The sequence below is a fragment of the Butyrivibrio sp. genome (assembly GCF_024699075.1).
Genome location: NZ_JAILQF010000402.1, coordinates 1 through 8,271 on the forward strand (window position 1 = coordinate 1; position 8,271 = coordinate 8,271).

Below are 8,271 nucleotides of genomic sequence, written 5' to 3' on the forward strand. Positions count from 1 at the left end.
CTTTTGACACCATATGACGACCGGATTGTTCCGTTTCTGCGAAACTCCCACAATCCTCAAATATTCGCAAATCCGCACTACGTGCTACTTTGCTCATATTTGGCGGGTCATAAATTCATATTCGACTTCGAGCAAGCTCGAATCGAAATGACTTTTGACCCTTACGTCATTATTATGCAGGTGTCAAATAATCCTTTTTACGCCTTATGACATTATCTGTATTTCTATAAGGGTTGGGGTATTAATGTGATTTATGCTATACTCTAGGAAACAGTAGTTATATGTAGTGATTTTGAAATATAGAAAAGGTATATTATGGATATTAAATACGATAGAAAAACAAAAGAAGACCTGCCGGTAGTTGCAATATGTTATGACTTTGATAAGACACTGTCTCCTGATGATATGCAGGCACAGGGTTATATTCAGTCGGTAGGTTATGATGTTGCACAGTTCTGGAAGGATACCAACATTCTTGCCAATCAGCATGACATGGATGTGAACCTTGCTTATATGTACAAGATGGTTCTTGAAGCAGAAGGTAAGCTTATATTTAATAAGGATAAGCTTGCTGAGTATGGTTCTAAGGTTAAGGTATTCCCGGGAGTTGAGAGCTGGTTTGAAAGGATAAGGGAATATGGCAGACAAAAGGGTGTTATCGTAGAACATTATATTATTTCTTCGGGCCTTAAAGAGATGATAGAGGGAACAGCCATGGCTGATTCCTTTACAAGAATTTATGCCAATTCTTTTTATTACAATGATAAAGGAATTGCAGAGTGGCCGGCTCTCGTAGTTAACTATACCAACAAGACCCAGTTCCTTTTCAGGATTGAAAAGGGTGTACTTGATATTAATGATCCTGATGTAAATGAATTCTTCAGCCCGGAAGAGCTCAGGGTTCCTTTCAGGAATATGGTCTATATAGGAGACAGCGATACAGATATTCCTTGTATGAGACTTGTTAATTCCCTTGGAGGACATTCAATTGGTGTCTATAATCCTGAAACTGGTGATAAATCCAAGGTCTACAAGATGATCCGTGATAACAGGATCAAATTCTTTGCAGCTGCTGACTATAATGAGAATACAGAAATAGATATTCTTGTCAAAGCTATAATTGACAGGACAGCCGTTAACGAGAAGCTTGAAGCTGAACATATAAAATCTGTTGAGGAAACCAAAGCTAATATTTAGGGAGGTGCAGTCATGCTTAGAAGTCTGGCGATAGCAATTTCCATGTATTCAAGGATTCCAATGCCGCAGTTTGAATGGAAAGAGAAGGACATGAAATATGCCATATGCTTCTTTCCGGTTGTAGGTCTTATCATAGGTATTATTGAATACCTTTTCTGGATTCTTGGAAGGAGTATTTATGCTTCCGGCATGATCAAAGCCTGCATTTTTATAGCTGTTCCTCTTATTGTTACTGGAGGTATACATGCTGACGGTTTCATAGATACATCAGATGCTTTCAGTTCTTTTAAAGATAAGGAACAAAAGCTTGAGATAATGAAAGATCCTCATGTAGGAGCTTTTGGAATTATAAGATTTGTAATACTTCTTCTTATATATTTGGGATTTACTCATCAGGCATTTGAGGTTTGTGTCAGAAGACAGTTCTACTGTATATTTGCTTCGTTTATTCTTGCAAGAAGTTTAAGTGGTCTTGCTGCAGTTACGCTAAAAAGTGCCAAGACAGGTGGAACACTTCAGACATTTATTAAAGATTCCAACAGGAATATGGCCGCAGGGATACTTGCCTGTCAGTCTGTAGTACTATTTATCTTTATGTTTATAGCTAACTGGAAGACTGCTCTTGCGTTCCTTATATGTTCTGTACTTGTATATATCTATTATATACGAAGGACATCTATGCAGCTTGGAGGGATTACGGGAGATACAGAAGGATGGTATCTGTGCATTCAGGAGGCAGTTTATATGGTGGCTGCGGTAATAGTATGGCATTTATCTATTATCTTTATGTAGTTATCTTTAGAATATAATTATTGGATCTGCATCGTATCCGATAAACATAATATTTCATTATTTTTTATGTTTGTTTTAAGCATTCTTGGTTTATAATTATTTATAAGTTTTTTTTAAAAAAAATGAAGCGTTATATATGCATTCAATAATAAAAGGAGATTAAAGTATGAAAAAGAAAGATAAGCAAAACGCACAGCAGGTACAGGCACGGCCGCCTAAGAAAGGAATCAGGTTATCAACAATAATAGATGTATTCATGTTTATAACAGGAATACTTCTTACAATCATGTTCTTCCTTCCCGTTTATAAGGATGCTGTAGCATATGATTCTAACTATTTTAAGTTTGATAATCTGTTTAATATTTTCCCTGATAATGCAGCATCTTATCTGGGACTTGCAGGAAGATTCCTTGATGATCGTAATGTTGCAGTTACTATCATGATTTTTTCATTCATGTTTGTAATGCCGATCCTTCTTGCAGTATTTACATTCCCTAAACTTAGAAAGATTTCTGCCCTTGCAATTCTTCCTATCATTATTCTGGTTGGAGGACAGTTCTTCTTCGGAGCAGGATTTATTATCGAGCAGAAGGCTCTCGAGTTTGCACCTTTAGGATTCTTCTATAGCATACTTATATTTGAACTTCCTGTTCTGTATATCATTTTTATAATTCAGTCAATTATCGAGGCTGGAAGAATCAAAAAAGAAGCTAAGAATGCTCCTGTTGTAAATAATATTCCTGATCCTTCATATCAGCAGTATGGACCACAGGGCGGTTTCGGACAGCCTATGGGACAGGAATTTGTACCACAGGGAGGTTATGGACAGCCACAGCCTCAGCAGTTCGGCGGACCACAGGGCGATTTCGGACAGCCTATGGGACAGCAGTATATGCCACAGGGCGGCTTCGAGCAGCAGTCACAGCCTATGAACAATCAGCAGTTTGCATCTCAGGACAATTTCCAGCAGGCACCTGTTAATGAACAGCAGCCTCAAAATAATTTCTATTCTGCAGAACCTTCTTATAATTCTCAGATGCAGGAAGAAGTTTCTGAGACAGTAGCAGAGAATACTTCAAATGTTTATGATAATGCTTCAAACGCATTTGAGGCAGCAGATAATGCATCTGAAAAGGTAGAAGAGGCTGTAACTGAGAATCTTTCAGAAGCAGTAGAAGAAGTTTCTGAAAAGGTTGAAGAAGCAAATGAAGCTTCTGAAGTTAAAGAAGTTAAAGAAGAAGTTAAGGATACATTGAATGCAGCAGCTGCAGAAGAGCCTGTAAAGATGCAGCCGGCATTCTGCCAGCAGTGCGGAGCCAAGCTTGAGCCTGGCGCACTTTTCTGCATGCAGTGCGGTGCACCTGTAAAATGATTTAGTTGTCTGCTTTTCTAAGGAACAACCAAAACTATAGTTTTAGAATATTTTGGACTGTTGTACTAATAGGTACAGCAGTCCTTTTTTCTTCAAAATCTAACTATTATGTTACCGGAATTGATAATGCAATTTGGAAGCTGTAAAATTTATATATAACTGGGGACTTGTATGGGGACAGACTTTCAGGGGGGAGCATATGGAGCTTTACTACAACATGATTGTCAATATTGGCCTTCTTGTACTGATCGCCAATGCTTTAGTCAGAATACCTGTAGTCACACAGATAATCTGTGAAGAGAAAAAGCATACGCCTATGGCAGGGCTTGTGCTGGGAGGAATCTTTGGGGGATTTTGTATATTCTCAACCTGCACCGGGGCCCAGGTTCAGGGAGCAATTCCCAATACAAGAGTACTGGGAGCTCTTGCAGGCGGTCTTTTGTGCGGGCCTACAGTTGGCATTCTTGCCGGTCTTATTGGTGCTATTCACCGTTTCTTTTTTGATATTCATGGTGTTACAACCTTTGCATGTGCGCTTTCTACGTTTCTTGAAGGATTTCTGGGAGCATTTCTTTATCAAATATTTCGTAAAAGAAATATAGATTTCGAATGGCAGTACCTGGTTATCATAACTGCCGCTGCCGAGTGCATGCATATGGCCAATCTTTTGATATTTGTACGTCCCATAAGCATCGCACTGCCAATTGTGCGCATAATTTCTATGCCGATGATCATCTTTAATTCTATTGGTATGGTTCTGTTCTTCTCAGTATTTAAAGATATTTATACCAGGCAGAATCTGGTGGCGGCAGATAAGATGCAGCTGGCACTAAACATTGCCGACGCCTGTGTTCTCAATATCAGAAAACATCACCTTACTGATGAGGATTATAGAGAAGTTGAAAAGATCATCAGTGGATTTTCAAGATGTCGTGATGTCTTTTTTCTTCCCGCAATACGAAAAGAAGAACTAAAAAGCTGCGGCTATGAACTTTCTGATGAATTCTTAAGCGCCATCGACAAAAGGTGTGTTACAGAACTGGTCTACAAAAAGAATAAAAGAGTGCTGTCATTAAAGACAACTCTTGTGGCATCAGGTTCTAAAGTTACTTTGGGGAGTGAAGTCTGGGGCTATCTGGTACTTGTCTTTGACAGGCGCTACTCATCTCCGGAAGCTGCCGGATGTCTTGTTTCGGCTCTTGCTAAATTTTTCACCACCAACTACGAAGCTCATCAGGTTGAATATCAGAAGAAGATGAGGGAGAGAGCAGAGTTTCGCGTTCTGCAATCCCAGATTAATCCTCATTTTCTTTTCAATTGTCTAAATACCATTTCATGTTTCTGCAGAGAGAAACCTGAATATGCCAGAGAACTTCTGCAGGCTCTGTCTGTGTACTTTAGACATAACTTAAATTCCAGTGATGCATACATGATAGATGTCAGCACTGAATTTGACCAGGTAGATGCATATCTGATGCTTGAAAAGGCACGCTTTGAAGAAAGGCTTCAGGTTGTAAAGAATATAGAGGACAATATCCATGTGCTGGTTCCTACACTGATCTTACAGCCTATAGTAGAAAATGCCATAAAGCACGGTGCCATGAAAAGAGATATTGGAAGGGTTGAGATTGATGCCAAAATGGATGCCGGCGAGCTTGTAATAAAGATATCTGATAATGGCTATGGTATTCCGGATCAGGTACTCAGAGCTTTTAACGACAAGACGACAAAGGGTAAATATGGACTTCTCAATGTTGATGGAAGACTACGCAGCATTTATGGTGATAATCATGGTCTTGAGATAGATACATCGGACAAGGGCACCACTGTAACTATGAGGATACCGTCAAAGGCTTTGCTGGAGGGATGATATATGACCAGAATACTTATCGCAGATGATGAGAGACCTGCAAGAAGTGAACTGCGTTTTTTGCTGGAGAAGATATTAATAGAGCTGGGACAATACGGAACAGAAATTATCGAGGCTTCAAGCGGTGCGAAAGTGCTGGAGCTAATTGAGGAAAAAACTTTTGATGCCTGCTTTTTGGATATTGAGATGGGAGATATAAAGGGGACAGAGCTTGCTATGGCTATGCGAGAAAAGAAGCTGGATACAGCTGTCATCTTTGTGACCGCCTATGCAAGCTATGCTGTAAATGCCTTTGATGTTGAAGCTATGGACTATGTCTTAAAACCCTTTGATGAGAGCAGGATCAAGAAGTCTGTTCAAAGGCTTCTTGATAGAGAAATGATACCGGCCAAAAAGCCGGGACCTTTTGCCTTGCCTGCAGGAGACCATATGGAAGTAGTCACTTGTGACAACATCAGTTATATTGAAGCGATTCACAAAGGAGCTATGGTCCATTGCCATCATGAAATCTATCATTCAGGAGAACCCCTTATAGAATGGGAAAAGAAGCTGAGCCCTGCGGGTGATCAGTTTGTAAGAGTTCACAAGAGCTTTATTGTAAATCTTAAGGACTGTGAGGCTCTTGTACCTGACTATAATAATGGATATGCCTGCAAACTTAAAGAATGTGGCGATACTGTGATCCCCATAAGTAGAAATATGATCCATGATGTAAGAGCTAGATTTAATATGTAAAATGACATTTCAGTACCTCTTTTTTGCATTTGAGTACTGATTCATTGTCCGTAAAAACGTCAAGGAATATACTGATCATAGGGAAAGTTGTTTCCACTAATAAAGTAGGAGGGGATTCATATGATCAGCTTTATAGTATGTTTGGCGGTATTGATTGCGGGTTATTTTGTTTATGGGGCTATTGTTGACAGGGTATTTGGGCCGGATGACAGGCAGACTCCGGCAGTAAGGATCAATGATGGTGTTGACTTTGTTGTTATGCCAAGATGGAAGCTCTTTTTGATCCAGCTCCTTAACATAGCTGGACTTGGACCAATTTATGGTGCTTTGGCAGGAGCACAGTGGGGAACTTCAGTATTTCTTTGGATTACTCTTGGAACCATCTTTGCAGGTGGTGTTCACGATTTTGCAGTAGGATTCATGAGCATGCGTCATGATGGCGCCAGCGTTTCCGAGCTTACAGGTAGATACCTTGGAAATATCATGAAGACTATCATGCGTATATTCTCGGTAGTTCTTCTTGTTATGGTCGGTACAGTTTTTGCAGTAGGCCCCGCAGGACTTATTTCACTTCTTTTGGGTAACCAGGGTGCATCCGGACTTCTTACAAACACTACTTTCTGGCTTGTACTTATTCTCATCTATTATTTTATTGCTACTTTTGTTCCTATAGACAAGATCATCGGAAAGCTTTATCCGGTATTTGGAATATGTCTGATCGTTATGGCAATCGGAGTTGGAATCGGAATTTTCACACATGGCTATACTATTCCTGAGATTCAACTTTCAAACCTCCATCCTTCAAAGACTCCAATCTGGCCTATGATGTTTGTATCTGTTGCCTGCGGAGCTATTTCAGGATTCCATGCTACACAGTCACCACTTATGGCTCGTTGCTGCAAATCTGAAAAAGAGAGCCACATGGTATTTTATGGTGCTATGGTATGCGAAGGTATCATCGCTCTTGTATGGGCAGCTGCAGGAAGCGCAGTTTATGCTAAGACAGGCGGTCTTACAACAGGTCTTACAGATATGCTGGCAAGCGGACAGGCTACATGTGTATATGATATCTGTACAAAGACAATGGGCGGCTTTGGTATCGTTCTTGCAATGCTTGGAGTTATCGCATGTCCTATAACATCCGGCGATACAGCATTCCGTTCAGCAAGACTTGTACTTGCAGACTGGTTTAATATCGAGCAGAAACAGTATGTAAAGAGACTTTACCTTTGCGTTCCGCTTCTTCTTGCAGGTGCATTTATAAGCCAGCTCAACTACGGAATCGTTTGGAGATACTTTAGCTGGTCCAACCAGACTCTTGCTATGATAGCTCTTTGGACAGCTTCTATGTACCTGTACAAGAACGGCCGTGCATATCAGATTACTGTTGTTCCGGCAACATTCATGTCAGCAGTTTCTGTAACATATTTCTTCATCGCTCCTGAATGTCTGCATCTGTCAGCAGCAATAGCTTATCCTGTAGGTATCATTGCTGCAATCGTCTTCCTTGGAATCTTCATTTATTCCACAAGAAAGACAGGACATAAGGATATAAATGATGGTCAAAGAGACTTGAAAAAAGCATCAAACAGTTAAAAACTAATGATCATAATATAAGATAAATGAGAGTCTTTTCATAGGATACATTGAGAAAGATATTATAAAAGGAGCTGAAAGTGCTATATTTAACGCTTTTGGCTCCTATTATAATATAGGTGTATATTAGTTTTCCGGCATTACAGGACGTAATGGGGAATGCCCAGAAGTACATGGATGTACTTCTATTCCTGACACTGCTTCATGCAAAGCTTCAAAAGATCGAATGATGTAAAGGGTAGTGCTATCGATGATAAGAGTGAAGCCTCACACGACTAAAGTCGCGTGCTTCCATACCTGTTTTTCTGAGGTATGAACTCATTGACTACATATACGGTCTGGTACCGAAACATCACGCCTCAGCGTGAAGTTCTGCATCCAGACTAATCAACGTAGACAACGTGCATGTGCTCCTATACACGGCCTCTGGAACTTTAGCCAAAAGCCGCTGCCTTTTCGTCGCCGAAAAGGTCTTTATTATCTCACGTATAAAATATCTTGCTCCTATATTGTAGGTTGCATTCAGATCACAGTTATATATCTTTCCTGTGCTGAACTCACACAGACTGTAATTACCTTTTGTTTTAGATGATTCTTTTCCTCGTAATACTTTTCCTGAGCCATCGAATGCAAGTCTTGATGTTCCCCATGCGTTCACCCTTGATATTCGCATGCCAAGTCTGTGTGCCTTGTCAGTTACCATCGACTG

At 40.1% G+C, this 8,271-nt stretch carries 6 protein-coding genes and 1 pseudogene; 6 read left to right on the top strand and 1 reads right to left on the bottom strand.

Translation table 11 applies throughout. The features are described 5' to 3' along the window. Window positions 1–315: 315 nt before the first annotated feature. From K6G87_RS16105 to K6G87_RS16130, 6 genes are all read left to right on the top strand, one after another. Window positions 316–1,197, top strand: a complete 882-nt coding sequence (locus K6G87_RS16105; protein WP_296839543.1) for an HAD family hydrolase — start codon at window positions 316–318, stop codon at window positions 1,195–1,197. Between the two features lie 12 nt (window positions 1,198–1,209). Further along, on the top strand, window positions 1,210–1,989 hold the full coding sequence (locus K6G87_RS16110) for an adenosylcobinamide-GDP ribazoletransferase (RefSeq protein ID WP_296839546.1): 780 nt from the start codon (window positions 1,210–1,212) through the stop codon (window positions 1,987–1,989). Window positions 1,990–2,155: 166 nt separating this feature from the next. Then, window positions 2,156–3,361, top strand: a complete 1,206-nt coding sequence (locus K6G87_RS16115; protein WP_296839549.1) for a zinc ribbon domain-containing protein — start codon at window positions 2,156–2,158, stop codon at window positions 3,359–3,361. 133 nt (window positions 3,362–3,494) lie between these two features. Then, window positions 3,495–5,231 carry a LytS/YhcK type 5TM receptor domain-containing protein gene (locus K6G87_RS16120; protein ID WP_296839551.1) on the top strand — a complete coding sequence of 579 codons (1,737 nt, stop codon included), beginning with the start codon at window positions 3,495–3,497 and terminating at the stop codon, window positions 5,229–5,231. Between the two features lie 3 nt (window positions 5,232–5,234). Further along, on the top strand, window positions 5,235–5,966 hold the full coding sequence (locus K6G87_RS16125; RefSeq protein ID WP_296839553.1) for a LytR/AlgR family response regulator transcription factor: 732 nt from the start codon (window positions 5,235–5,237) through the stop codon (window positions 5,964–5,966). A 120-nt stretch (window positions 5,967–6,086) separates the two neighbouring features. Then, the gene (locus K6G87_RS16130; protein ID WP_296839556.1) at window positions 6,087–7,562 is read left to right on the top strand and encodes a carbon starvation CstA family protein; all 1,476 of its coding nucleotides are present in this window, start codon (window positions 6,087–6,089) and stop codon (window positions 7,560–7,562) included. Window positions 7,563–7,914: 352 nt separating this feature from the next. On the opposite strand, the pseudogene K6G87_RS16135 reads toward K6G87_RS16130, so the two are convergent. Then, window positions 7,915–8,271: pseudogene (locus tag K6G87_RS16135) on the bottom strand (IS200/IS605 family accessory protein TnpB-related protein); the annotation flags it as partial.